Raw genomic sequence first — 22,301 nt, forward strand, 5'->3', positions numbered from 1 at the left:
AGATCAGCGAATCCCCAGTGCCTGGTCCAGCGACACCTTGCCCGCACCACGCCCCACCAGGTACAGCGCCAACCCTGCCCAAGACAAGTGGGTGGGCCAGGCGTCGGGGTACACAAACACCTGGATGACCAGCGTCATGCCCAGCAGCGCCAGGGCCGAAAGGCGCGTGAAAAGGCCCAGCACCAGCAGGATGGGAAACACATGTTCGGCCACCGTGGCGAGCTGCGCCGCCAATTCGGGCGGCAACACGGGCAGCTTGTATTCCTCGCGGAACAGCATGTAGGCACTGTCGGACACGGTGAACCAGCCATCAACCTTGGTGCGCGCCGACAACCAAAAAATCCCGGCCAACGCCACGCGGTTCACCAGCGCCAGCAGGCTGTGCGGGGTGAGCCAGGCGGCGCCATCGGCCAGCCGCGCCAGCAGTGCTCGTGGGCCTGTAGATGGGGATTTGGTGGCAAGGGCGGTGGTGGTGTTCATGGGGCCTCCGGGGGCAAGGTAGTGGGTTGGGCGTGCGTCAGTGCGCCTGCATCCAGCAGGCTGGCAAGCAGCGCGGAGAAATCGGTGGCCGGGTCGGTGGCCAGGGCGTGGGTGGCGGCCGCCTCCAGCGGCTGACGGGTCGCGCAGGCGTCCAGAAACGCGCAGCCAGCGCGCGAGAGCGGGCGCCATACCACGGCGGCCTCGGGCCGGGTGAGCAGGCCGCCGTCGCCCGTCCAGGGAAGTGTGTCGGCCATGCCAAGGCCATCGCGGTGGCGTTGCCACAGTGCATAGGCTGGGTGGTCGTCGCACCAGGACCAGCGCGCGGCGGGGTGGGGGTGCAGGTGCAGCGTTGCCCAGGCCTCTGGCGGCTGCTGCGCCCACCAGATGCGGTCCACGGCGTGGGCATCGGCGGCCAGGTGGCACTCGGTCCAGCAGCGGTCCAGCCGGGCCACGGCGGCGAGGTAGGGTAGATCGGCTGCGGGTTCAAAGTGCTGTAAAAAATCACCAAAATCAGCGCCGTAGTCCACCAGCAAGCCATCGTGGGGTGGCTGTGCACGGGCGTACACGGCCGCTGCGGCGCGAAACCAGTCCTCGCCCACCAGTTGGCACACCGTGGGGTAGCTGGCCTGCAGGGCGTCGATACAGCCCTTGAGTACCGTGTTGCGGTACACCGCAAAGCCGGGCTGGTCGGCCAGGGCTGCGAGCCAGGGGGCGGGCGGCGTGTGGCCGGCGTGCAGCAACTCGGCCGAGAAGCCGTCCTGAAATTCGCTCAGGCGCATGGAGCGGCCTCCTTGGCCTCTGCTGCCGTGAGCGCGTGGTGCGCCTGGTTGCGTTCGTCCAGCAGTTCGCTGAAGTCGGGCAGGTTGTCGTCGCGCTCGATGAGGGTGGGGACGGGGCCGGTGTGTGCGATCACGTGCTCGTACAGCGCCCACACGGCGGGCGCCACCGGGGCGTCGTGGCTGTCGATAAGCAAGGCGTTGCCGTGAACCGGGTCGGCGTGGTGGCCCGCGAGGTGGATTTCGGCCACGGCGTGCAGGGGAAAGGCATCCAGGTAAGCCGGTGCACTGAAGCCCAGGTTGTTCGCGCTGACATGCACGTTGTTCACGTCCAGCAGCAGGGCGCAGCCGGTGCGGCGCACCAGCTCGGCCAGAAACTCGGTTTCGGCCCAGTCGTGGCCGTCGATGCGCAGGTAGTGCGTGGGGTTTTCGATGGCGATGGGGCGCTGCAGCGCATCCTGCGTGCGGCCGATGTTGCTGGCGATGCGCTGCAGCGCCGCCTGCGTGCGCGGAAACGGCAGCAAATCGGGCAGATACTGCCCACGCCAGGTGGACCAGGCGAGGTGCTCGGAGATGATGGCGGGCTCCACACGCCGCGCCAGGCTTGCCAGGCGGGCCAGGTGGGCTTCGTCGGGCGGCGCATCGGCCGCGAGGGACAGCGACACGCCGTGCAGCGCCACGGGGTGGCGTGCGCGGATGGCGTCCAGCCAGGCCAGGCGCGGGCCGCCAGCGGCCAGGTAGTTTTCAGGGTGCACCTCCCACCACAGGCCGGGGGCGGCGCAATGCAGCGCATCGCTGTAGTGCTGGGGCTTGAGGCCCAGACCGGCGGTGAGGAGGGGCAAGGTCATCGCGGCTTAGGACTTGACGGGCATCAGCGAGCCCATGCCTTTGGGCGTCTTGATGGAAGCGCAGGTGCCTGCGGGTACGAACTTCCAGGCGTTGGCCTGGTAGTCCATCTTGGACGAGCCTGCGCAGGTGGTGCCAGGGCCTGCGGCGCAGTCGTTTTTGCCAGCCATCGAGACGCCGTAGCATTTTTCCATGGCGGGCTTGGCGTTTTTTTCCATGGGGGCGGTTTGGGCCATGGTGGCGCCAGAGGCCAGGGCTGCAAGGGCAAGGGCGCCGAGGCTGAGGGTGCGTGAGGTCATGACAGTTTTCTCCAGAGGTTGAGGGTTGAAACCGACCGGGGGGCCGCGTTGTTGCGACGCCAAACTGCCCGATCTGCGTTGTAATTCGTGCAGTGCACTGGGCCGGTTACAGCACTGTTCCAAAAAATTGCGGAATTGGGTGATTTATTTTTTTGCTACATCTGTAACCGGCAGCCCCCTGACTCCGAATTTCCTGCAGGGAGACATTGATGGAGATTGTTGAGAAGCGCTTGCGCAGTTTGCTGCTGCAGGGGCTGGACGCTGATGCAGCCGCCTACCAGCGCTTTCTGAAAGAGCTGAGCGCGCACCTGCGCGCGTTTTTACGCCGCCGCCTTGCGCAGCGGCCCGATGAAGTGGAGGACCTGGTGCAGGAAACCCTGCTCGCTGTGCACAACCAGCGCCACACCTACCGGCCCGAGATGCCGGTGACGGCCTGGGTGCATGCGATTGCGCGCTACAAGCTGATCGACTGGCTGCGTTCGCACGCCGTGAAAGAGGGGCGCAACGACCCGCTGGACGATGCGGACGAGTTGTTTGCCAGCAGCGACAGCGAAGCCGCCGAGGCCCGGCGTGATCTGGGCCAATTGCTGCGGATGTTGCCTGACAAGCAGCGCCTGCCTATTGAGTACGTGAAATTGGAAGGTTTGTCGGTGGTCGAGACTGCGCGCCTCACGGGGCTGTCGGAATCGGCCGTCAAAGTCGGCGTGCACCGGGGGCTCAAGGCCCTGGCCGCCAAGATCAGGGGAATGGCATGAAAACCGATGAGTTGATCTACCTGCTGGCCGCCGATGACCGGCCGGTGCAAAGCGCGGCGATCGAGCAGCGTTTTGCCAAGGCCACGCTGGCGGGCATTGCAGGCGCCGGGTTGTTGATGCTGGCGATGTTCGGCCTGCGCCCCGGCCTGCTGGCCACCATGGCGCTGCCCATGTTCTGGGGCAAGCTGGTGTTTGCGGCGGCGCTGGCCGCTGCCGGGCTGGTGCTGCTGCTGCGCCTGGCCCGTCCCGGCATGGCGGTGGGCCAGGCTGCGCTGTGGCTGGCCGTGCCGCCGCTGGTGTTGTGGGCGTTGGCCGGGGTGGCGCTGTGGCAGGTGTCTCCCGACGAGCGCATGCCGCTCATTCTGGGCAGCACCTGGCGCACTTGCCCCATCAGCATCGCAGCGTTGTCGGTGCCAGCGTTTGTGGCGGGTTTCTGGGCGCTCAAGGGCGCGGCGCCCACACGCCTGGCCTGGGCAGGCGCGGGTGCGGGCCTGCTGGCGGGCGCACTGGGGGCGCTGGTGTATGCGTTGCATTGCCCCGAGATGGCGGCGCCGTTTCTGGCCGTCTGGTATCTGGCGGGCATGGCCATCCCGACAGCGCTGGGGGCCGTGCTGGGGCCGCGCCTGCTGCGCTGGTAGCTGCTGCTATCGGCGCAGAGGCGCGCTGGTGGTCAGATCAGGCCGCCACCCGCTTGTTGTAGGCGCGAAAAACCGTATCCAGCGTCCACCCCAGCGATTCATAGAGCGACTGCGCGGCGGTGTTGGTGTGTGCTGTGGTCAGGTCCATGCGCACCTTGCCGTTGGCGCGGGCTGTGGCCTCGGCGGCCAACAACAGGCCGCGCCCGGCGCCCGTCTTGCGCGCCGTTGGGTCCACGAACAGGTCATACAGCGTGTAGATGGGCACAGCCTCTACCGAGCAGAACGTGGGGTAGAGCTGGCAAAAGCCCACCGCGGCTTGTGACGTATCCAGTGCCAGCAGCACCACGGACTCCTGTCGCTCCAGCCGTTGTGCAATGAATGCCCGCGCTGTGGCGAGATCAGGCGCCTGCTCGTAAAACTGCCGGTAGGCGTCAAACAGCGGGGCAAGAATGTCGGCGTCGGCAGGGGTGGCAAGGCGGATGTGCACAGCGGGCGTGGAGGCGGTTGGATGGCAGCAGGCGCACTCCGGGTGGGTGCGGACGGACGCGGATTGTAGGTAGTTCTGCCAGCACCTGCGGGTGCTGTCGCAAGGTTATGCAGCGCCGTTGTCGCTGAGCCACCGTGCCACGGCCTCCACCCGCGCCTGGTGGATCAGCATACCCACCTGCGGCCCGGTCACCCCCTTGGCTGCCGCCCGTGCGGCGATGTCGCTGGTGACCACCGATTGCACAGCGGCCAGCACCGCCGCCAGGCGCGGGCGTTGTGGGTAGGCCGATTCTTCCAACCCCAGCCGCCCGCGTGCATCACACTCGCAGGCCAGCAGGATGTCGGCAAAACGCGCGGGCTTGCGGATGGCGTCGCAGCGCTCCAGCAGGCGCACCAGGGCTGAGGCCGAAAAATCCCCGCTGCGGTGGATGTTGCCGTGCTCGCGGGCCACCACGTCGGCCGTCTCGCGGCAGTCCACCGGCACGCGCAGGCGCTCGGCCACGTCTTTCAGCAGCTCGGCGCTGCGCTCCTCGTGCCCGATGTGGCGCGGCAGCAGGTCGGCGGGGGTGGTGCCCTTGCCCAGGTCGTGCGCCAGGCAGGCAAACCGTACCGAGAGCGGGGCTTGCAACCGGGCGGCCATGTCCAGCACCATCATCAGGTGCACGCCGGTGTCTACCTCGGGGTGGTACTCTGCGCGCTGGGGCACGCCCCACAGGCGCGCCACCTCGGGCAGCAGCACGGCCAGCGCGCCACATTCGCGCAGCACCTCGAACATGCGCGAGGGTTGTTCCTCCATCAGCCCACGCGCCAGCTCCTGCCACACGCGCTCGGCCACCAGATGGTCCACCTCGCCGTGCGCCACCATCTCGCGCATCAGTTGCATCGTCTCGGGCGCTACGGTGAAGTCGGTAAAGCGTGCCGCAAACCGCGCCACACGCAGGATGCGCACCGGGTCTTCGCGAAAGGCGTCGGTCACATGGCGCAGCACACGGGCTTCAATGTCCTTGGCGCCAGAATAAGGATCAAAAATGCCACCGGCGCTTGATTCATAAGCGCTGGCAGCTATTGAATTGATAGTTAGATCGCGGCGCGAGAGATCTTCTTCGAGCGTCACATCGGGCGCGCTGTGCACCACAAAACCCCGGTAGCCCCGGCCGCTCTTGCGCTCGGTGCGGGCCAGTGCGTATTCCTCGCGCGTTTCGGGGTGCAGAAACACGGGGAAGTCTCGCCCCACTGGCAGGTAGCCCAGCGCCAGCATCTGCTCGGGCGTGGCGCCCACCACCACCCAGTCGCGGTCATTCACGGGCCGTCCCAGCAGCTTGTCGCGGACGGCGCCGCCTACCATGTAGATTTCCATCCGCCTAGTTTAGGGCGAGGGTCGTATAGTCCCGCCCACCATGTCCTTATCGTCTGACCTCACCATTGCCCAGCTCAACCCCGATGGCAGCGTGCCCGTGCCCACGGCGCCCGACGCAGCGGCCAACGCCGCCGCCGAAGCGCTGCAGAGGGAGGCGCAGTTGGAAGCGCTGAAGGCCAAGGTGGACGATCTGCAGGAAATCCTGGCCAAGCCGCTCAGCGAAATTTTGTCCGACCGCGACAAGTTCAAAGAGGCCGCCGCCGCGTGGGATGCCTTTGGCGCCATGTGGATGCTGTCGCAGCGCGCCATGCGCCGCGTGGCGCTGGACTTGGCCGCGCAGCAGGGCGTGAGCGATGAGGATGTGGTGGCACGCGCGCTGGCCTATGCCAATCAGGTGCTCAATACCGAGGACGAAGACCTGGGCGGCTCCATTGCACCCGCCCAGCTAGCGCACATCGCGCGGCACAAGCCGTTTTTGCGCAAGCAGTTCCGGTAGGCCTCCTCCCACCCGCACAGGCTTGATGATTCAACGCGGATTCGCGTCAGCCAAACACCGGCCTGAAAAAGCTCCGCTCATAACTCACGATGCACCCCGTCTCTTCGGCATACCGAAACGCGGCCTGGCAGTCCGTATCCTGCATCGACTGCTGGCGGTACACCTCGTAGGCCGCGAGGCTGTCAAACGTGAACAGCGCCAGCGCGATGTTGTTGGCGCCCTCGCTGGGCATGAAGTAGCCGTGGTGCTGGCCGCCGAATTTTTCGACCAGCGGAATCCACAGTTTTCCGTAGTGCTCAAACTCCTTCAACTTGCTGGTGTTGAGCACGTAACGCAGGTAGATGGTGACGGCCATGGCACGCCTCAGCCTTGTGTGGGGCGCAGGCGGTAGGGCTCTTCGAAGTCCAGAAAGTCCTTCTCGACCAGGGCTTCGTCGATCCATGCCTTCACACCAGGCAGGGCGCGCACGCGGTCCACGTAGGCGGCGATATGGGGCGGCACGGGCAGGGCATAGCTGTGCAGGCGCATGCACACGGGGGCAAAGTAGGCGTCGGCCACCGAGAACTGGCCAAACAGCATCGGGCCGCCATGCTCTTGCAGCAGGGCACTCCACATGTCCACCAGGCGGGCCACATCGGCGCGCACGCCGGGCTGGTCGCGCCAGACCAGCGCGCCAGCGTGGGCCAGGTTGGCCTCGATGTTCATGGGGCAGTTGCCGCGCAGGGATGTGAAGCCGCTGTGCATTTCGGCGCAGACACTGCGGGCGCGCGCGCGGGCTTTGGGGTTGGCGGGCCAGAGCTGCTTGTCGGGCCAGGTTTCGGCCACGTATTCGGCGATGGCCAGGGTGTCCCACACGGCCAGATCGCCATCGACCAGCACCGGCACCTTGCCTGCGGGGCTCACCGGGCCCATGGTGCGCTTGAATTCGGAGTCGGCCTCGAAGCTGTCGAAGCGCACCAGCACTTCGTCAAACGCAATGCCAGCCTGGCGCAGCAGCACCCAGGGGCGCATGGACCAGGACGAGTAGTTCTTGTTGCCGATGTAGAGCGTTGGCATGGTGCACCTGTGGATGAAGGCTGGTAGGAAGTTGGCCCGCCATGCTAGCGGCAGTTGTGCGCATCAGCAATGCCAAAAAATGGCCTGAATGATGCGCAGAACGCAATACCGGCCGCCGCAGATCACACCGGCCAGACCACCCCGTTGTCGTTCAGGATGGCGTCGAGCGGCAGGTCGTATTCCTCGGGTTCGAAGTCGTCGAGGTAGCCGTTGGTGAAGCCCAGGCCCACGGTGAAGGGCTTGGGCTGCAGGGTGGCCAGCGTGCGGTCGTAAAACCCGCCGCCGTAACCCAGCCGGTAGCCGCCAGCGGCGTAGCCCACGCAGGGCACGAACAGCAGCGTGGGCACGATGACCTCGGTGTCCTTGGGCTTGGGGATGCCGTAGGCGTCTTCTTCCATGGGGCAGCCGGGGTACCAGGCGTGGAAGGTGAGCGTTTTGTGCTGCTTGTTGACCACCGGCAGGCCGATGCGTCGGCGCAGGGGCTCGTCCAGCAGCTCGCCGTCTTCCTTCCAGCGGTGCAGGGCTGGCAGAGGGTCGAACTCGCCCTTGATGGGCCAGTAGGCGCCGATCACAGTGTCGGGCCGGTTCACCAGCCAGATGCGCATCACCTGTTGTAACAGGTCGGCCCGCTGTAGGCGATCGGGCAGATTGAGGCGTTCTTCTATCAACGCGCGCCGAAGGGCTGCTTTGTCCATCAGATAATTCCCCCATGCAATTTCTCAGAGCGATTCTGACACCCCTTGTCGCCGCCACCCTGTTGGCTGGCGCCGCGCCCCTTGTCATGGCGCAAAACCGTGGTGACGATACCTTGCTGGAGATGCAGCAGGCCTTTCGCAAGGGCGACCGCAAAAAGCTGGAGCAATTGCTGCCCGCAGCACGCGGCCATGCGCTGGAGCCCTGGGCCGCGTACTGGGAGTTGAAAGCGCGGTTGAACGACGCTTCGCCGCAAGAGATCCAGTCCTTCATGCAGCGCTATGCGGGCAGCTACCAGGAAGACCGCCTGCGCAACGACTGGCTGCTGCTGCTGGGCCAGCGGCGCGACTGGGGGCAGTTTGCCGCGCAGCACCCCGGCTACCGCATGTCCGACGACCGCGAGGTGCGCTGCTACGCGCTTTTGATCGACCAGATCAAGGGCACGGCGGCCCCCACGGTGGCCGACGAGGTGCGCAGCAACTGGTACGCGCAGCGCGATGGCGACGACGGCTGCACCCATGCCGCGCGCGAACTGCATGGCTACAAGAAGCTGTCGGCGCTGGATGTGTGGCGCAAGGCCCGCCTGGGGGTGGAAGCCAACCGCTCCCGCGTGGTGCGCGCGGCGGTCGAGATCGTCTCGCCCGAGTCGCTGCCGCAGGTCAAGGACGTGCTGGACGCGCCCAGCAAATACCTGCTCTCGCGCGCCACGGCCAGTGGCAAGGCCCGGCAGGAGATGGTGCTGCTGGCGCTCTTGAAGCTGGCCACCAGCGACCCGGACAGCGCGGCCCACCAGCTCGACACCAAGTGGGGCGTGCACCTTTCGTCCGAAGAGCGCAACTGGGCCTGGGGCGTGATCGGCAAGACGGCGGCGCTCAAGCTGTCCAGCGAAGCAGCGGGCTACTTTGCCAACGTGACCAAGGACAGCGACCTGAACGATGACCTGCTGGGCTGGAAGGTGCGTGCCGCCTTGCGTGCAGGCCAGTGGAAGGCCGTGGGCAAGGCCGTGGACGCCATGGGCCCCGAAGCCCGCGAGGACAGCACCTGGGCGTATTGGAAGGCGCGCTCGCTGCTTGCGGGCCGCCCGAGCGACGCCCAACGCGCCGAGGCGCGCCAGTTGCTCGAAGGCATTGCCAGTACGCGGGGCTTTTATGAGCAACTGGCGCTGGAGGAGCTGGGTCAGCGCATCACCGTGCCGCCCGCGCCCGCGCCGCTGACGGCCGAGGAAAAAGCCGCCGCCCGCGCCAATCCGGGGCTCAACCGGGGCCTGTACGCCATCTTGCTGGGCTTGCGCAGCGAAGGCGTGCGCGAGTGGAACTACACCACCAACCTGCACCAGAGCGGCGGCATGCCCGACCGCGAACTGCTGGCCGCTGCCGACTTCGCCTGCGAGCGCGAGGTGTGGGACCGCTGCATCAACACCAGCGAGCGCACCAAAAGCGTGGTCGAGTCCAATCAACGTTTTCCCATGCCGTTTCGCAACGCCGTGGTGGAGCGCGCCCAGGGCATTGGTTTGGACCCGGCCTATGTCTATGGCCTGATCCGCCAGGAAAGCCGCTTCATCATGGACGCTCGCTCGCATGTGGGCGCCTCTGGCCTCATGCAGGTGATGCCCGCCACGGCCCGCTGGACGGCCAAGAAGATCGGCTTGACCGGCTTCACCACCGACCAGCTCAATGACCGCGACACCAACATCACCATCGGCACGGCCTACCTCAAGCTGGCACTGGACGACTTTGCGGGCTCCATGCCCATGGCGGCCGCAGCCTACAACGCAGGCCCCGGCCGCCCCCGCAACTGGCGCAACGGCCCCGTGCTGGACGCCGCCATTTGGGCCGAGAACGTGCCGTTCACCGAAACGCGCGACTACGTGAAGAAGGTGCTGGCCAACACCACCAACTACGCCGCCATGCTCACGGGCACGCCCCAGTCGCTCAAGAGCCGCCTGGGCACCATCGGCCCGCGCGACGCGGCAGCGCCCGAGGTGAACAAGGACTTGCCTTGAGAGAAATTTGCTATCAATAAATGAGCTTTTTGCGCTTATCAATTGGGCGATAGAGCCATATTTATTTAAAAAAATTGGAGGATGTCATGGGGAAGCATGCGTGGGTGGCCTGTGTGGCTGCGGTCGCTTCGGTGGTAGTGGTGTGGGGCGCTGACGCCCAGGCACAGCCGGTGTACAAATGGGTGGATGCCGAGGGCAAAACCCACTACGGATCGCAGCCTCCGGCAGCCACGCAAGGCGCCGAGCCGCTCAAGCTGCAGAGCAACAACGGCACCAGCGGTGGCGGTAGCGGGGCATCTGGCAGCAAGACCCAGCAGTACAACCCCGACGGCACCAAGAAGGTCCCCAAGGAAGTCCAGGAGTTTGGTCAAGGCGTGGTGAAAGCCTTGGGCACGGTGGACAAGAAACAGGTGTCGCTCAATTGCGGTGCGGCCGTGGGCAACATTCACGGTCAGGCAGACACCATGCTGGAAGTGGGGGAGAAAAACGTGCGCGATGGCTACATGGCACGGGCCGACTTCGACAAACTGGCCCCCAAGATCCGCGAGTCGCGGGGGCAGTACAGCGTGGGGGACTGCCAAGGGGCTTCGGGCAACAAAAAGTCGTTCTACCAATGCATGTCCAATAGCCGCAACCATCTGACAGGTTGCGCCAGCCAGTTCAAACACTGAGCAAACACCCATCAGGCGTTGTGCAGCACGTCCCCCTCGCGGGTGGCCGCACCCGAGCGCACCAGCTCGTCGGCCAGGCTGGCCAGCCATTCGGCTTCGGTCCGGTCGCCAAAGTGGCGCGCCTGCAGCATGCCGAAATAAGGCGTGGCCTGCGCCCAGGCGGCCAGGTCTGCCAGGCTGATCTGCTGCCACTCCAGCAGCTTGTACTTGAGTAGCACCTTGGCCGCATAGAGCGCGTGTTTGGACGGGTTGCGCACAAAACCATCGAGGCGGCGGCGTGCGCCCTCTATGGCGCGGGACGCATCGGCAAACACCGGTCCATGGCCGGGGATCACCACCTGTGGGGCGAGCTTTTCGATCACGTCCAGCGTGGCGGCCACATCGGCAAAGGCGTCTTCCCCCTCCAGCTCGGGGAACACCACACCAAAGCCGTGTTCCCACAGCGCGTCGGCCGAGATCAGCACACGGCCCTGGGGCTCGAACAACACCACCGAATGCGGGTCATGGCCCGGCGCTGCGTGCACCTGCCAGGGCTTGTCGCCCAGCAGCACGCTGGAGCCAGGCATGAGCAGGCTGTCAAAGCGGAACTGCGGGCATTCCTGGCCGGTGGGCGTGTAGCTCAGGGCATACGGGTCCCAGTGGCGCACGTGGGGGGCTTGCCCTGGCGGGATGGCCGTGAGCACGGTGGGCCAGGCGCGCTGCAGCGCCGCGTTGCCGCCGCAGTGGTCGCTGTGCAAGTGGGTGTTGAGCACATGGTCCAGCGGCCGGCCTTGCAGGCAGCCGGCCACCAGGTCCACGGTTTGCGCGGCATGGCTGCAGTAGCCCGTGTCCACCAGGGCCGTGTCATGGCGGCCCATGAACAGGATGTTGTTGGCAGACAACCAGCCGCGCTCAAGGACGGTGATTTCTGGCGGCAGAAGGTCGTGGGGCGCGGGCTCTGTGGACATCGGCACGTCGGGTTGTCAGGCGGTGGGCGAGCGAAGCTCGCGCCGCAGGATCTTGCCCACGTTGCTCTTGGGCAGCTCGTCGCGGAACTCGATGTACTTGGGGCGCTTGTAGCCGGTGAGGTTTTCTTGGCAGTACCGGGCCACGTCGTCCTCGCTGAGGGCGGGGTCGCTCTTGATGATGAACACCTTGATCGTCTCGCCCTGCTTTTCGTCGGGGATGCCGATGGCCGCGCATTCCACCACACCAGGGCACAGGCTGATGACCTGCTCCAGCTCGTTGGGGAACACGTTGAAGCCGCTCACCAGGATCATGTCCTTCTTGCGGTCAATGATGCGGGTGTAGCCCTGCGCGTCCATGATGCCGATGTCGCCCGTGCGCATGAAGCCGTCGGCGGTGAAGGCCTTGGCGTTTTCTTCGGGTTGGTTGTAGTAGCCCGCCATCACGTTGGGGCCGCGGATGCAGATCTCGCCCGACTCGCCCTGGGCCAGGCTGTTGCCTTCGTCGTCCTTGATGGCGATGTCGATACTCGGCAGCGGCAGGCCGATGTTGCCGCTGAACGCGGTGTTGGTCACCGGGTTGTTGGTGCCGATGGCGCAGGTCTCGCTCATGCCCCAGCCTTCGATCATGGTGCTGCCCGTCACCTTCTGCCATTGCTGGGCCGTGCCTTCGCTCGCAGCCATGCCGCCCGCTTGCGATACGCACAGGTGCGAGAAGTCAAGCGCCTTGAACTGCGGGTTCTGCAGCAGTGCGTTGAACAAGGTGTTCACGGCGGGCAGCATGTGGAAGGGGCGTTTCTTGAGCTCGGCCACGAACTTCGGAATGTCGCGCGGGTTGGGGATCAGCGTCATGCTGGAGCCCTGGCGGATGGCCAGCAGGCACAGCGTGAGCGCGAAGATGTGGTACAGCGGCAGCGCTGCGATGCTGTTGGCTTTGCTCAGGTCGCCCACCTTGGCCAGCGCCGGCGTGAACCAGGCCTCGGCCTGCAGCGTGGCAGCCACGATGTTGCGGTGGGTGAGCACCGCGCCCTTCGACAGCCCCGTGGTGCCGCCCGTGTACTGCAAAAAGGCAATGGAGTCGAGCGTGGCCTGGCTGGGCGCCAGCGACTTGTGCTCGCCCAGCGACAGGGCCTTTTTGAAGGTGACGACCTTGCGGCCATCAGACAGTGGCAGATCGTAGGCGGGCACCATCTTGGCGAGGTGGCGCACCGCGAAGGTGATCCATTTGCCGAACCAGAAGCCCAGCAGGTCGCCCATGGATGCCATCACCACATGCTTGACGGCCGTGTGCTCGATCACGTCGGCCAGCGTGTGCGCAAAGTTCTCCAGGATCACGATGGCCGTGGCGCCCGAGTCCTTGAGCTGGTGCTCCAGCTCGCGGGCGGTGTACAGCGGGTTCACGTTCACGCAGGTGTAGCCCGCGCGCAGCACGGCGGCCATGGTCACGCCAAACTGCGGGACGTTGGGCAGCATGATGGCCACGCGCGCGCCGGGGGCCAGGCCCAGGCTTTGCAGATAGGCGCCCAGGGCGGCCGAGCGGCGTTCCAGCTCGCCATATGTCATCCACTGGTCCATGCAGACCGAAAACGGGCTCTTTGCGTGCTTGCGGAACGATTCTTCCAGCAAGTGGGCCACAGAGCGATATTGCTCGGGCTGCACGTCGTGCGGTACGCCCGGGGGGTAGCTCTTGAGCCAGATCTTTTCCATGCGCGTGTTTCCTTAGCTTGGCGTGTGTTTGCCAGTTGATGGGTGGGCACAGATTGTGGAAGCAGCGGGGCGTGTGGGGCTATCGGGCTTGTCCTAGGGTGTGGGCCAGTTGGGTCCCGCAGGTGACATTGTCGGCATCAAACAACAGATCGATCAGGGCCTGCTCGCGCTGTTCGATGACCCCCAGGAACTGCTCCACCCCGCCGCGCTGGCGCGCAAGCTGGCCGAAGGTGTCGAACCCGGCCTCCAGAAACTTCTGCAGCGCCCCCATGCCGGCGGCGTGGGCGGGGCTACGCATCATGCGCAGCATCATCCGCAGGCCGGGCGTGCGGGTCAGGCGCGCCAGGTCGGTGCCCATGGCCAGCACCCGCTCCAGTTGCTGCTGGCGCGCGCTGCGCTGGCCCACCGCGCGCCAGGTGGCGGCGTAGCGGGTGGCGTCGTCAGTCTGCGTGCCCTGTTGTTGCTGGTGCAGTTGCAGCCAGGCGCGGCCCATGGCCTGGTCCAGCCCTTCGGTTTGTGCATGCAGCACGGCAAGGGCCACGGCGGTGGCCACCACGGACTCGGGAAACACGGTTTGCAGCGTGCCCGCGATGCGGCCAAACTGTTGGTCGCGCTCGGTGTAGTCAGAGGCGCTGTACAGCTCTTCCAGAAAGAACCGGGCGGCGGGGCCGAACGCTGGCGAGCCCAGCAGGTCGGCGTAGGTGCCCCGAAAGCGCTGTGCCTGCAAGGCCTTGACGCTGCCCACAGCCGCGCCCAGCGCGGCGTCGCCCGTGCGGTGCAGGCGCAGGGCTGTCACGTCGGCGATGCAGTCGCGGATGGTCTGGGCGGCATCCATGGGCAGTTTCCTTTCGGGCCGCACAATGCGGCTTGCTGAATTACAACATCTGCACTCCACCACCATGATTGCGCGCTGGCAACGAATCTCTGTTCTCTTGATCTTGCTGGCCATGGCTGTCTGGCTGGCCTGGCAATGGCCGCAGTCCCCCGTGTGTGCCGTGCTGGGGGCGCTGCTGCCGCTGGCCCTCTACCTGCTGGTGATGGCTGTGCAGTTCGGGCTCATGCACACCGTCAACCGCGCGGACCCTGCGCCCCGCGCCCGCCTTGCACAGGTGCTGGCCGCCTGGTGGGCCGAGGTGAGCACGGGGCTGGCCGTGTTCTGCTGGCGCCAGCCGTTTCTCAGCCGCTCAGTGCCCGACTGGCTGCCCGCCCAGCCCACCGGCCAGCGCGGCGTGGTGCTGGTGCATGGTTTCATGTGCAACCGGGGGCTCTGGCTGCCCTGGTTTGCGCGCCTGCAGGGCGCGGGCCATGCCTATGTGGCGGTGAACCTGGAGCCGGTGCTGGGCTCCATCGACGCCTATGCCAGCACTGTTGAAGACGCGGTGCAGCGCGTGACGGCCGCCACGGGCATGGCCCCCGTGCTGCTGTGCCACAGCATGGGCGGGCTGGCGGCGCGGGCCTGGCTGCGGGCTTATCAGGCGGATGGGCGGGTGCACCGGGTGCTGACGCTGGGCACGCCGCACGCAGGCACCTGGCCGGGGCGTTTCAGCAGTGCGGTGAATGGGCAGCAGATGAGCCTGGCGGGGGAGTGGGTGCTGACGCTGCGGCGGGACGAGCCCGCAGGGCGGGCCGCGCTGTTCACCTGCTGGTATTCCAACTGCGACAACATCGTTTTTCCCACCAGCACGGCGGCCTTGCTTGGGGCGGACAACCGCCTGGTGCAAGGTGTGGCGCATGTGGAGATGGCGTTTGACCCCCAAGTGATGGAGGCATGTATGCGGGAGATAGGGCGGGACTGATTTTTGATAAAAAGTGCCGGTGGCGCTTATATATCAAGCGCTAGAAGCTATTGTTTTGATAGCAATTGCTGCCGCCGCTGAGGATCACGGCTTCAGGTCGATTTCCATGCGCACGAAATCGCCCCGGTAGGTGACTTCGCCCAGATAGATCACCCGCTGCTCTGGGCCGGTGAAGACGCGCCGCACTTCCGCCACCGGCGCGTTCACCTTGACTCCAAGGTGCCTGGCCACCTCGACATCGGCGGTCGAGATCGTCAGCACCTGGCGGGCCGAGACGATGTCGACCGAGGGCATGCCCATCAGGATGGGAATGACGGTCTCCTTGCGAAAGCGCGCAGGGTGCTTGGCGAAGATGGCGGCGTCCAGGTAGATGTTGATGATGCAGTAAGGCTGGCCGTTGCGGCTGTGAATGCGGCGCATGAAGACATACTTGTCGGCCGCAACGCCGTCGTCTTCCGTCAGCAGGGGGCTGCGCGTCGATTCGTCGATGTTGAGAATCGCCGGGTGCGTGTCGCGATAGACGCTGGCCAGGTTCTCGAGCGAGGTCTCGACCCGCAGCCACCGGTTGTCCTGCGGAGCGCCCGTCACGAAGGTGCCACGGCCCCGTTGTGGCGACACCAAACCGTCCCGCGTGAGCCTGTCGATCGCCTGGCGCACGGTGACCTTGGCCACGTGGAACTCGTCCACCAGCTCGTCCAGCGACGGCAGCTTGTCTCCGTTTTTCCAGACGCCCTTCAGAATCCGCTGGCGAAAGAGATCCGAGAGCTGGACGTACAGCGGAGCGTGGGCGGTATCGAAGATCATGGGGCCGGAGTATCCGTCAAGCGACGTCTAGCGGGTGGAGGATGCATCCTCCAGAATCAGCGCCGCGCCCTTCTCGCCGATCATGATTGAGGCGGCATTGGTGTTGGTGGACACCATGCGGGGCATGACTGAAGCGTCCACCACCCTCAGCCGCTCGATGCCACGCACGCGCAGCCGTTCATCGACCACCGACCCGGCGTCGCCGCCCATGCGGCAGGTGCCGACCGGGTGGAACACCGTTCCGCCCTTTTCGCGCGCGAACCGCTCCAGCGCGGCGGCGGTCGTCACATCGTTGCCGGGCAGGTATTCCTCGCCGGTCACCAGGTCGCGAAACGAGGGCTGTGCGTAGATATCACGCAGCATGCGCAGCCCCGCGACCAGAACCTTCGCATCGAGGGGCGCAGTCAGGTAGTTGGAAACGATGCGCGGCGCGGCCAACGGGTCGCTGCCCGTGATCTCCACGGTGCCGCGCGATTCGGGGCGGCATTGTGTGGCCGATGCCGAGAAACCGGAGAACCGGTGCAGGGGGTCGCCGGGCTTGTCGACCGACAAGGGCATGACGTTGAAGAGCACATCGGCACGGCCGCCGACCGCATGTTCGGTGCACGCCAGTCCGCCCACCTGCCCGGCGCCCACCGTGAGCGGCCCCTCGCCCTGGAACAGCCACTGCGCCCCCATCTTCGCCAGGCTGAACGGATTGCGCACCTCGTCGTTGAGCGACATGCGCCGCTTGAGCTTGACGATGACACGCGCCTGGTAGTGGTCCTGAAGGTTGTGGCCCACCTCGGGGGAGTGCGCTGCAACGGGAATGCCGTGTTTGGCAAGAAGAGCAGCATCGCCGATGCCGGAGAGTTGCAGCACCTGGGGCGACTGCAGCGCCCCGGCAGCAAGCACCACTTCGGCGTCGGCGCGCGTGCTCATCGGCTGGCCGTTTTGTACCCACTCGGCGCCCACGGCCCGGCCATTCTCCACAAGAATGCGCGTGACATGGCAGCCGGTTGCAATGGTCAGGTTGGGTCGTGACTGCACCGGGCGCAGAAAAGCGGTGGCAGCGTCGGACCGCCACCGGCGGCCCAGCGTCAATTGGTAGGCGCCGACGCCTTCCGACTCTGCACCGTTGAAGTCGTCGTTGCGCTTGCAGCCGGATTCGACGGCGGCTTCCACCCACGCGGCGGTGTAGGGGTGTGCGTTGCGCAGGGGGGAGACATCCAGCTCACCGCTGGTGCCGTGGTAGGGTGAAGCCCCCCCGGCAAACCGCTCGGACTTCTTGAAGTAGGGCAGGACATCGTTGTACGCCCAGCCCGTGGCGCCGAGGCTCGCCCAGTCGTCAAAATCCTCGTGCTGGCCACGGATGTACAGCAGGCCGTTGATGATGCTCGACCCCCCCAGCGCCCGGCCACGCGGCCATTGGATGAGGCGGTTGCCCGTTTCGGCCTGGGCCTCTACTGGAAACTGGCGCGAAAAGCGCGGGTCGTAGATGGTTCTGAAGTAGCCCACGGGCAGCTTCAACCAGAAGTTGCGCGCCGCCGCTCCCGCTTCGAGCAGCAACACGCGCGCGGCGGGGTTGGTGCTGAGTCGGTTTGCAAGCACGCACCCGGCAGAGCCGCCGCCGATGACGATGTAGTCGAAGCCGGTGGCAGTGGCCTCGCTCATGCCTTGATCGCTTCGAGATAGATCTTGGGGTCGAAGTAACGCTCGGCGGGCACGGGGCTGGCGATGTTCCCGCTTTGGGCAAAAAAGTCGCTCACCTGCTGCAGCCACCGGGTCACCGAACCGTCGGCGTACTTGGTGCGCCATTCGGCGGTAGAGAAATATTTGGCCTGCTTGAACTGGGCCTTGAACTCGGCCAGCGGAACATCTTTGTACTGGGTTTTCTGCAGCGTCTCGGCCGCCGCGTCGGGGTTGCCCACGATGGTGTCGTTGGCCTCTGCCCAGGCCGAAACCAGGCTACGGATGGCAGGTTTTTCGGCGTCATAGAAATCGCTTCTTGTGGCCCACCCGCCCATGATCGCCGCTTGCGGATAGAACGCTGAGGCGTCGATCAGCATCCGCGCGTTCGGCACCTTGGATCGGATGATCGTGTCGAAGGGAACCCAGAGCGCAACCGCGTTCACCGCGCCCGACACAAAAGACGTGACGGCATCGGCCATGCGCTGGTTGACGATCTGCACGTCCTTGGCTGGGTCCAGGTTGGCGGCCCGCAGGGCACGGTCCAGAAAGACATGTGCGGTTGTCCCTGTGGTCGTGGAGATCTGCTTGCCCTTCAGGTCGGCGGTGGTCTTGATCGCGCTGTCGCGCACCCAGAGCTGGGCGGTTCCGTATTCGATGTTGTTCATCAAAAACACCTTGCCCTGGCCTCGCGCCGGAAAGTTCGACACCACCGCGCCGGTCGTCAGCACATCGAGGCTGCCGCCAATCATGGCCTGGAAGATTTCGAGGCCCGTGGTGAAGACGATCGGCTCGATGTCGAGCCCGTGTTTGGCGAAACTGCCCGCCTGCATGCCCAGCCACAGATGCCCGTCAACGGCCGGGGTGTGGAGGTAGCCGACCCGCAATTTCTTGCGTGACTGCGCAAAAGCGGGCGCGGCAAGGCCCGCGATGGACGCGGCGGCGCCTGCCTTGAGAAGGGTTCTGCGGCTGGTGGTCATGGTGTCTCCTTGCAGTGGGTAATGCGGAATCGCGTTCTATATTTCTGAAGGCATACGGGTGTAAGTGGACTCAATCGGTCGAACGCACGGACTGCCGGGCCTGGGCTGCGTACTCAAACATCACCAGCTCCCGGATTTCGCGGCTCATCTCGATGAAGCGGGGGTCTTCGTGGATCCGCTCCGACCGGGGGTAGCCAAAAGGCACGTCAAACACCTTGCGCACCTTCGAGGGGCGGGCAGTGACCACAACGATCTTGGACGAGAGGTAGATGGCTTCGTCCACCGAGTGGGTGATCAGCATCACCGTTTTGCCTTCGGTCTGCAGCACTTCAAGCAGCAGGTCTTGCATGGCGGTGCGGGTTTGCGCATCCAGGGCGCCGAAGGGCTCGTCCATCAGCAGAAACTGCGGCTTGACGGCGTAGGCGCGTGCAATCGCCAGCCGCTGGCGCATGCCGCCAGACAGGTGCTTCGGAAAGTGGTCGGCAAAGTCGCTCAGGCCCATCAGTTGCATGTAGCGCTGGCAGATCTCGGCCCGCTCGCGCTGGCCCAGCCGGTTGGCCCCAAGCTTCAGGCCGAACTCGATGTTGGCGCGCACCGTGAGCCAGGGGAACACGCCGTACTCCTGAAAGATCACACCGCGATCGGGCCCTGGCTCCTTCACGAGCTGGCCGTCCAGCGTCACGGTGCCCGAGGTGGGCTTCACAAAGCCTCCGACGATGTTCATCAGCGTCGTTTTGCCGCAGCCCGAGGGGCCGATGATCGACACGAACTCGCCGTCCCGGATGTCCAGCGTCACGCCATCGACCACCCGCATCGGCCCCGTTGCCGTGGGGAAGTCCACCGTGACGTTTTCGAACCGGATCCTGACCTTCTGGTCTGCGTTGGGCGGGGGCGCTGCGGTGTCTGGTCCGCGCAGTTCGGTAGAAGTGGTCATGGGGGGTGCGATGCGTTTCAGGCGATGCGGTCTTGCCAGGCGACCAGGCGGCGGCTGGCGGCCCTGAGCGCAAGGTCCATGAGCATCGCGATGAGGCCGATGCAGATGATTCCGACATAGATCACGTCCAGCTGGAAGAACGAGGAGGCGTTCTGGATGAGCGCGCCCAGGCCCTGCTGGGCGGCGATCAGCTCAGAGGCCACCAGGGTGGCCCAGGCCACGCCGAGCGCCACCCGGATGGCGGTCAGGATGTGCGGCACCGTCAGCGGAATGATGACCTTGGCAAAAATCTCCAGGTCGGTGGCGCCCAGCGTGCGGGCCACGCGCACGAAGATCGGATTGATCTGCGCGATGCCCTCGTACATCACGATCACACCGGCGAAGAACGATGCATAAAAAAGGATCACGGTCTTGGCCGATTCGCCGATCCCGAAATAAACAATGACCAGCGGTATCAGCGCGATGGGTGGGAGTGCGCGAAAGAAGTTGATGACGGGATCGATGAAGAGCCGAAGGCCGCGGTACCAGCCCAGGCAAAAACCAACCGGCACGGCCACGGCGATGCCCAGGGCCACGCCGGTGAACACGCGGCGTGTGGACATCCAGATGTCCAGCCACAGGCGGTCTTTGGAAAGCTCGATGAACTTGTGGAACACCGCAGCGGGCGAGGGCACGAGGGCCGGACTCACGAGCCCGCTGGCCCGCACCCCAAGCCACAGCGCAAGAATGCACAGCCAGGGCGCCGCAATGAGCAGCGGCCGCGAGATGACGGAGGGAAGACGCATGGTGGCTTGCTGGGTGGATGGCAGGGAAAAATGGGGTTGCACGCTTGAAGTGATAAACATACTATAGACCATCACTTCAAATGTATTTCCATGGAAAACCCGGATGCCTCGACCTCCTTGGTCACCCAGCCTTTCACCTTGGCGCGTGTGGAGGCCTTCGTCCTGCGCTGGCCCGTCGTGCGCCCTGTCCAGACCTCGTTTGGCACCATGCACGACCGGCCGGCCGTGCTGGTGCGGGCCGAGGATGCAGATGGCGCCGTGGGCTGGGGCGAGATCTGGTGCAACTTTCCGGGCTGCGGCGCGGAACACCGTGCCCGCCTTCTCGAAACCGTCGTGGCGCCGTTGGTAGTGGGGCAAGCATTTGGTTCGGCGCAGGCCGCTTTTGAGCGAATGAGCGCGCGCACGGCGGTGCTGGCCATCCAGTCTGGCGAGCCGGGGCCCCTCGCGCAGGTGGTCGCGGGTGTGGATCTGGCGGTGTGGGATCTGCTGTCGCGCCGGGCGGGTGTGCCGCTGTGGCGGTTTTTGGGCGGTGTGTCAGGGGTGGTCGATGTTTACGCAAGCGGCATCAACCCCGACCGCCCGCAAGACACGGTGCTGGCCAAACAGGCCGAGGGGTACCGCGCGTTCAAGCTCAAGATCGGGTTTGGTGACGACAGGGACATTGCCAACGTCACGGCGGTGCACTCAAGCCTGCCTGCGGGCACCCCATTCATGCTGGATGCCAACCAGGCCTGGGACCTGGAGGGCGCGCTGCGGATGACAGATCGCCTGCGCGACTTCGCACCCACATGGCTGGAGGAGCCGCTGCGCGCCGACCGCCCCGTGGCGGAATGGACCCGGCTGGCGGAGAGCACCCACATCCCGCTTGCAGGCGGCGAGAACCTGATCGGCCCGGAGGCCTTCAACACCATGATCGCCAGTTGGGCGCTGGCGGTGGTGCAGCCGGACCTGGCCAAGTGGGGCGGGGTGTCGGGCTGCTTGCCGGTGATCGACAGGATTCATGATGCAGCGCTGTGCTACTGCCCGCATTTTCTGGGCGCAGGCATCGGCCAACTCGCTTCGGCGCATGTGCTGGCGGCCCGGGGGCGTGCCGGGGGCATGCTCGAAATCGACTCCAACGAGAACCCGCTGCGCACCGTGCTCAGCCCGGCCCTGAATACGATCGTTGACGGCAAGGCCAGCCTTGGGGACGCAGCAGGCCTGGGCGTGGAGCCCGACCTGGCACAACTGCGCGATCTGTGCCGGTCAGGCCGGTGATTCGCCTATATCGCCTACGCTGCCTACGCCGTCTGCGCCTCGGGCGTGCGCTGGTCGGCCGCGAATTCGGGCTGGTTGCGCAGCCGCTCGTAGATGGGCGCAAAGTCCGCTGCCGTCATGTCGAAGAGCTGCTCGAAGCTGTCGATCACGAAATAGGTCTGCTGGTAGGTGTCGATCTTGTAGCGGGTGCGCATGGTGCGCTCCAACTGCAGCGGCAGGCGCTGGGGCTCAGGGCTTTGCACCGAATAGGCCAACTCGCCCGATGAGCTCAAGATGCCCGCACCATAGGCCCGCAGGCCCTGCGCTTCGCGGATCAGGCCGAACTCGATGGTGTACCAGTACAGGCGGCTCAGCATCTCGCAGGAGCCCAGGCCCTGGGCCTTGAGTCCGCCCTGGCCGTAGCGCTGCACGTAGTCGGCAAACACCGGGTTGAACAGCAGCGGCACATGGCCAAACAGGTCATGAAAAATGTCCGGCTCGACGATGTACTCGAACTCCTCGGGCTTGCGGATCCAGTCCGTCACCGGGAACTTGCGGTTGGCCAGCAGCGTGAAGAACGGCACCTCGGGGATCAGGCCCGGCACGCCCACCAGCTCCCAGCCGGTGGCTTTGTACAGGCGCTCATTCACCTCTTCGAAGCGCGGAATGCGGTCGCTCTCGCCCAGCGAGGGCAGGGCGGCGATGAAGGCATCGCTGGCAAGACCGGGCAGCAGGGCCACCTGGCGCTCGTACAGGCGCCGGTAGGTGTCGTGGTCTGCCTCGGTGTAGGCCGCAAAGTTCTGCGGGCAGGTGTAGTCGGCGGATGCGCGGCTGTAATCGCCGCGCGGAGGGCGCTCGCTGGCGCCATAGACAACGGGTTCGACGGCCATGG

Annotated in this window: 25 protein-coding genes; 7 read left to right on the plus strand and 18 right to left on the minus strand. The window is 65.7% G+C overall.

The window, feature by feature from the left end:
- Window positions 1–3: 3 nt before the first annotated feature.
- Genes Q0105_RS19100 through Q0105_RS19115 form a run of 4 tightly spaced genes read right to left on the minus strand, consistent with a single transcriptional unit; the run spans window position 4 to window position 2,401 of the window.
- Window positions 4–480 carry a DoxX family protein gene (locus tag Q0105_RS19100; RefSeq protein WP_298214028.1) on the minus strand — a complete coding sequence of 159 codons (477 nt, stop codon included), beginning with the start codon at window positions 478–480 and terminating at the stop codon, window positions 4–6.
- A complete protein-coding gene (locus Q0105_RS19105) occupies window positions 477–1,259 on the minus strand; it encodes a putative DNA-binding domain-containing protein (protein WP_298214030.1) in 783 nt (260 codons plus the stop codon). The genes Q0105_RS19100 and Q0105_RS19105 overlap by 4 nt, the downstream gene beginning before the upstream one ends.
- Complete coding sequence (locus tag Q0105_RS19110; protein WP_298214032.1) at window positions 1,250–2,104, minus strand: DUF692 domain-containing protein; 855 nt, start codon at window positions 2,102–2,104, stop codon at window positions 1,250–1,252. The genes Q0105_RS19105 and Q0105_RS19110 overlap by 10 nt, the downstream gene beginning before the upstream one ends.
- 6 nt (window positions 2,105–2,110) lie before the next feature.
- Window positions 2,111–2,401, minus strand: coding sequence for a DUF2282 domain-containing protein (locus tag Q0105_RS19115; protein WP_298214034.1), 291 nt, complete (start codon window positions 2,399–2,401; stop codon window positions 2,111–2,113).
- A 209-nt stretch (window positions 2,402–2,610) separates the two neighbouring features.
- Here Q0105_RS19115 and Q0105_RS19120 point away from each other — a divergent pair, with 209 nt between their 5' ends.
- Window positions 2,611–3,156: a sigma-70 family RNA polymerase sigma factor gene (locus Q0105_RS19120; RefSeq protein WP_298214036.1), complete on the plus strand. Its 546-nt coding sequence runs from the start codon at window positions 2,611–2,613 to the stop codon at window positions 3,154–3,156.
- Window positions 3,153–3,794, plus strand: coding sequence for a DUF1109 domain-containing protein (locus tag Q0105_RS19125; protein ID WP_298214038.1), 642 nt, complete (start codon window positions 3,153–3,155; stop codon window positions 3,792–3,794). Before Q0105_RS19120 ends, Q0105_RS19125 begins: the two co-directional genes overlap by 4 nt.
- 37 nt (window positions 3,795–3,831) lie before the next feature.
- On the opposite strand, the gene Q0105_RS19130 is transcribed toward Q0105_RS19125, so the two are convergent.
- Together Q0105_RS19130 and Q0105_RS19135 are read right to left on the minus strand one after the other, a co-directional pair.
- Window positions 3,832–4,281 (minus strand): GNAT family N-acetyltransferase, encoded by a 450-nt coding sequence (locus tag Q0105_RS19130; protein WP_298214040.1) that lies wholly within the window; start codon window positions 4,279–4,281, stop codon window positions 3,832–3,834.
- Window positions 4,282–4,386: 105 nt separating this feature from the next.
- Window positions 4,387–5,637: a multifunctional CCA addition/repair protein gene (locus Q0105_RS19135; protein ID WP_298214042.1), complete on the minus strand. Its 1,251-nt coding sequence runs from the start codon at window positions 5,635–5,637 to the stop codon at window positions 4,387–4,389.
- 40 nt (window positions 5,638–5,677) lie between these two features.
- On the opposite strand from Q0105_RS19135, the gene Q0105_RS19140 reads away from it, so the two are divergent.
- On the plus strand, window positions 5,678–6,133 hold the full coding sequence (locus Q0105_RS19140) for a hypothetical protein (protein WP_298214044.1): 456 nt from the start codon (window positions 5,678–5,680) through the stop codon (window positions 6,131–6,133).
- 46 nt (window positions 6,134–6,179) lie between these two features.
- Here the strand turns inward: Q0105_RS19140 and Q0105_RS19145 are convergent, their stop codons facing one another.
- The 3 genes from Q0105_RS19145 to Q0105_RS19155 form a co-directional block, all read right to left on the minus strand.
- Window positions 6,180–6,488: an NIPSNAP family protein gene (locus Q0105_RS19145; RefSeq protein ID WP_298214046.1), complete on the minus strand. Its 309-nt coding sequence runs from the start codon at window positions 6,486–6,488 to the stop codon at window positions 6,180–6,182.
- 8 nt (window positions 6,489–6,496) lie between these two features.
- Window positions 6,497–7,189 (minus strand): glutathione S-transferase family protein, encoded by a 693-nt coding sequence (locus Q0105_RS19150; protein WP_298214048.1) that lies wholly within the window; start codon window positions 7,187–7,189, stop codon window positions 6,497–6,499.
- 122 nt (window positions 7,190–7,311) lie between these two features.
- Complete coding sequence (locus Q0105_RS19155; protein ID WP_298214050.1) at window positions 7,312–7,884, minus strand: 5-formyltetrahydrofolate cyclo-ligase; 573 nt, start codon at window positions 7,882–7,884, stop codon at window positions 7,312–7,314.
- Window positions 7,885–7,898: 14 nt separating this feature from the next.
- On the opposite strand from Q0105_RS19155, the gene Q0105_RS19160 reads away from it, so the two are divergent.
- Window positions 7,899–9,884, plus strand: a complete 1,986-nt coding sequence (locus Q0105_RS19160; RefSeq protein ID WP_298214052.1) for a lytic transglycosylase domain-containing protein — start codon at window positions 7,899–7,901, stop codon at window positions 9,882–9,884.
- Between the two features lie 86 nt (window positions 9,885–9,970).
- A complete protein-coding gene (locus Q0105_RS19165; protein ID WP_298214054.1) occupies window positions 9,971–10,555 on the plus strand; it encodes a DUF4124 domain-containing protein in 585 nt (194 codons plus the stop codon).
- An 11-nt stretch (window positions 10,556–10,566) separates the two neighbouring features.
- Here the strand turns inward: Q0105_RS19165 and Q0105_RS19170 are convergent, their stop codons facing one another.
- The 3 genes from Q0105_RS19170 to Q0105_RS19180 all read right to left on the minus strand — a co-directional run bounded on the left by Q0105_RS19170 (window position 10,567) and on the right by Q0105_RS19180 (window position 14,041).
- A complete protein-coding gene (locus Q0105_RS19170) occupies window positions 10,567–11,502 on the minus strand; it encodes an MBL fold metallo-hydrolase (protein ID WP_298214056.1) in 936 nt (311 codons plus the stop codon).
- Between the two features lie 15 nt (window positions 11,503–11,517).
- Window positions 11,518–13,206 (minus strand): AMP-binding protein, encoded by a 1,689-nt coding sequence (locus Q0105_RS19175; protein ID WP_298214058.1) that lies wholly within the window; start codon window positions 13,204–13,206, stop codon window positions 11,518–11,520.
- A gap of 79 nt (window positions 13,207–13,285) precedes the next feature.
- Window positions 13,286–14,041 carry a hypothetical protein gene (locus Q0105_RS19180; protein WP_298214060.1) on the minus strand — a complete coding sequence of 252 codons (756 nt, stop codon included), beginning with the start codon at window positions 14,039–14,041 and terminating at the stop codon, window positions 13,286–13,288.
- A 64-nt stretch (window positions 14,042–14,105) separates the two neighbouring features.
- On the opposite strand from Q0105_RS19180, the gene Q0105_RS19185 reads away from it, so the two are divergent.
- Window positions 14,106–15,002, plus strand: coding sequence for an alpha/beta fold hydrolase (locus tag Q0105_RS19185; protein WP_298214062.1), 897 nt, complete (start codon window positions 14,106–14,108; stop codon window positions 15,000–15,002).
- 84 nt (window positions 15,003–15,086) lie between these two features.
- Here Q0105_RS19185 and Q0105_RS19190 read toward each other — a convergent pair whose 3' ends face one another.
- The 5 genes from Q0105_RS19190 to Q0105_RS19210 form a co-directional block, all read right to left on the minus strand.
- Window positions 15,087–15,806, minus strand: a complete 720-nt coding sequence (locus Q0105_RS19190; RefSeq protein ID WP_298214064.1) for a GntR family transcriptional regulator — start codon at window positions 15,804–15,806, stop codon at window positions 15,087–15,089.
- 27 nt (window positions 15,807–15,833) lie between these two features.
- Window positions 15,834–17,459, minus strand: coding sequence for a GMC family oxidoreductase N-terminal domain-containing protein (locus Q0105_RS19195; protein WP_298214066.1), 1,626 nt, complete (start codon window positions 17,457–17,459; stop codon window positions 15,834–15,836).
- Window positions 17,456–18,454 carry an ABC transporter substrate-binding protein gene (locus Q0105_RS19200; protein WP_298214068.1) on the minus strand — a complete coding sequence of 333 codons (999 nt, stop codon included), beginning with the start codon at window positions 18,452–18,454 and terminating at the stop codon, window positions 17,456–17,458. The genes Q0105_RS19195 and Q0105_RS19200 overlap by 4 nt, the downstream gene beginning before the upstream one ends.
- 70 nt (window positions 18,455–18,524) lie before the next feature.
- Entirely contained in the window at window positions 18,525–19,388 is an 864-nt protein-coding gene (locus tag Q0105_RS19205) for an ABC transporter ATP-binding protein (RefSeq protein ID WP_298214070.1), read from the minus strand.
- Window positions 19,389–19,405: 17 nt separating this feature from the next.
- Window positions 19,406–20,173 (minus strand): ABC transporter permease, encoded by a 768-nt coding sequence (locus Q0105_RS19210; protein WP_298214072.1) that lies wholly within the window; start codon window positions 20,171–20,173, stop codon window positions 19,406–19,408.
- 90 nt (window positions 20,174–20,263) lie between these two features.
- On the opposite strand from Q0105_RS19210, the gene Q0105_RS19215 reads away from it, so the two are divergent.
- Window positions 20,264–21,430 carry a mandelate racemase/muconate lactonizing enzyme family protein gene (locus Q0105_RS19215; RefSeq protein ID WP_298214074.1) on the plus strand — a complete coding sequence of 389 codons (1,167 nt, stop codon included), beginning with the start codon at window positions 20,264–20,266 and terminating at the stop codon, window positions 21,428–21,430.
- 23 nt (window positions 21,431–21,453) lie between these two features.
- Here the strand turns inward: Q0105_RS19215 and phhA are convergent, their stop codons facing one another.
- Entirely contained in the window at window positions 21,454–22,299 is an 846-nt protein-coding gene (gene phhA, locus Q0105_RS19220; protein WP_298214076.1) for a phenylalanine 4-monooxygenase, read from the minus strand.
- Window positions 22,300–22,301 lie beyond the last annotated feature (2 nt).

It is taken from the genome of Acidovorax sp., from assembly GCF_027492855.1.
Taxonomy (GTDB): Bacteria; Pseudomonadota; Gammaproteobacteria; order Burkholderiales; family Burkholderiaceae_C; genus Acidovorax.